The sequence below is a fragment of the Streptomyces lancefieldiae genome, assembly GCF_031845825.1.
GTDB classification, from domain to species: Bacteria; Actinomycetota; Actinomycetes; order Streptomycetales; family Streptomycetaceae; genus Streptomyces; species Streptomyces lancefieldiae.
The window spans coordinates 1-2,901 of sequence record NZ_JAVRFH010000168.1 but is presented as its reverse complement, the minus strand read 5'-3'; the positions used below and the strand labels follow the sequence as shown (position 1 = coordinate 2,901).

Below are 2,901 nucleotides of genomic sequence, written 5' to 3'. Positions count from 1 at the left end.
CCCCGCCAGCACCACGGCCCGATGCTCGAACACCGACCGCGACACCACCGACGACCACCCCACATCCACCAACCGCCCAGCCCCCACCACACCCCGAACCCGACCCGCCAACTCACCCACCACACCCACAGAACGACCCGACACCACCACCGGCACCACCGGAAGGACCCCCGCAGCAGCACCCGGTTCCACCGAGTCCCGCACATCCGGCGCCTCCTCCAGCACCACATGCGCGTTCGTCCCGCTCACACCGAACGCGGAGACACCAGCTCGCCGCGCACGCTCGCCCCGCGGCCACGGCTCCCGCTCCGTCAGCAGGGACACCGCCCCCGCCGACCAGTCCACATGCGGAGAGGCCTCATCGACATGCAGCGTCTTCGGCAACACACCGTGCCGCATCGCCATGACCATCTTGATCACACCGGCCACACCCGCAGCAGCCTGCGTATGACCCACGTTCGACTTCAGCGAACCAAGCCACAACGGACGCTCCCCGTCCCGCTGCCCATACGTCGCCAGCAACGCCTGCGCCTCGATCGGATCACCCAGACGCGTCCCCGTCCCATGCGCCTCCACCACATCCACATCACCCACACCCAACCGCGCATCCGCCAACGCCTCCCGGATCACCCGCTGCTGCGACGGACCATTCGGCGCCGTCAACCCATTACTCGCACCGTCCTGATTCACCGCCGAACCACGCACCACCGCCAGCACCCGACGCCCATGACGCACCGCATCCGACAACCGCTCCACCGCCAGCACACCCACGCCCTCAGCCCAGCCCGTACCATCGGCCGACTCCGAGAACGCCTTGCACCGCCCGTCCGACGCCAGCCCCCGCTGCCGCGAGAACTCCACGAACACACCCGGCTCGGCCATGACCGTCACCCCGCCCGCCAGGGCGAGGTCGCACTCACCGCCGCGCAGCGCCCGCACCGCCAGATGCAACGCGACCAGCGACGACGAACACGCCGTGTCCACCGTCACCGCCGGCCCCTCCAGACCCAGCACATACGAGATACGACCCGAAGCGACACTGCCGGACGTCCCCGTCAGCAGATGACCTTCGAACTCCGCGGGCGCCTCGTGCAGCCGGGCCGCATACTCCTGATGGAACATGCCCGCGTAGACGCCGGTCCGTGAGCCGCGCAGCGCATGCGGGTCGATACCCGCCCGCTCCAACGCCTCCCACGACGTCTCCAACAGCAACCGCTGCTGCGGATCCATCGCCACCGCCTCACGCGGCGAGATACCGAAGAACCCCGCGTCGAACTCCCCCGCGTCATGCAGGAACCCCCCCTCCCGCACATACGTACGCCCAGGCACACCCGGCTCCGGATCGAACAACCCCGCCACATCCCAACCCCGATCGGTGGGCATGGGGCCGATGACGTCCCGCTCGTCCGTGAGCAACTGCCACAGCTCCTCGGGAGAGTGCACCTCGCCCGGGTAACGGCAGGCCATTCCGACGATCGCGATCGGCTCTTCGGGAGCGACGGCAGGCCGGGCCGAGCCGGCCTGGTCGCTCGCGGCAACGTGCTGCGGGGACAGGCCCAGCGCCTCGCCGTGCAAGAAGTCCGCCAGCGCCCCGGGGTTCGGGTGGTCGAAGACGACGGTGACGGGGAGGACGGCACCGGTCGCGGTGCTCAGCCGGTTGCGGAGCTCCAGCGCGGTCAGCGAGTCGAACCCAGCGTCTTTGAAGGACCTACGCGGCGGCAGGAGTTCCGTCGTGTCGTGCCGCAGGACGGCAGCCGCCTCGGCTCGGACCAACTCGAGGAGTGTCCGGCGCTGTTCGGGCTCCGGGAGCGAACCGATGCGCTCGGCGAGGGCGGCGGCCGGCTCGGCGGTCCCGGCACCCTCCTGCGCGTCCCTCTCCGACCCCAGCGCACGTCGTGCCTCGGGCAGATCCGCGAAAAGCCGTCCGCGCCGCAGCGCGGCCGTGCGCGGTGCGAACTCAGACCAGTCCACGTCGACGACGGTGCGGCAGGTCGCGCCCTGGTCGAGCGTCCACTGCAGCGCCTCGATGCCGGCGGTGGGCTCAAGCGCGCGGATGCCACGGCGGTTGAGGCTCACCTCTCCGGTGCCCTCGGCCATGCCGCCGCCACCCCAGAGGCCCCAGCTTATGGAGGTCGCCGCAAGTCCGGCGGCACGGCGCTGCTCGGCGAGCGCGTCCAGAGCCGCGTTGGCCATGGCGTACGCGGCCTGGCCGCCGTTACCCCACACACCGGTGACGGAGGCGAAGAGGACGAAAGCGTCCAGGTCCAGGTGTGCGGTGAGCTCGTGCAGGTGAACGGCGGCCGTCGCCTTGGGGCTCAGGACCTCGTCCAGACGTCCGGGGGTGAGCGTGTCGACCGTCCCGTCGTTCAGCACGCCGGCGGTGTGGAAGACGGCGGTCGGCGGATGTGCCCCAAGCAGTGCGGCCAACGCGGCACGATCGGACACGTCGCAGGCTGCGAGCGTGACCTGAACGCCGGACGCCCGCAACTCTTCCGCCAGCGCGTCCGCGCCGGGCGTCCCGGCACCACGGCGACCGGTCAGCACCAGGTGCTCGGCGCCGTTCCGGGCCAGCCAGTGGGCCACCCGGGTCCCGATGGCGCCCATTCCCCCGGTGACGAGCACGGTGCCGCGCGGACGCCATTCCGGCTTCACGCCTTTGGGCTTCCGGTGGCCTGCCTGAACGACGCGCCGTCCGTAGGCGCCCGAGGGCCGCACCGCCAACTGGTCCTCACCGGCGGCGATCCCGGCGGCCAGCGCCCGCACCGCCAGACCCGCCGACCGCGCATCAGCGTCCGCCGGGAGATCGATCAGACCACCCCAGCGATCGGGGATCTCGAGAGCGGCAACCCGCCCGAGCGCCCACAGGTGCGCACCCGCCGTCTCCGGCACCTCACCAGGCAC

Annotated in this window: 1 pseudogene; it reads right to left on the bottom strand. The window is 71.4% G+C overall.

Features of this window, described 5'->3' with window-relative positions:
* Positions 1–2,886 (bottom strand): annotated as a pseudogene (locus tag RM812_RS41235) (type I polyketide synthase); the annotation flags it as partial.
* Positions 2,887–2,901: the final 15 nt, after the last annotated feature.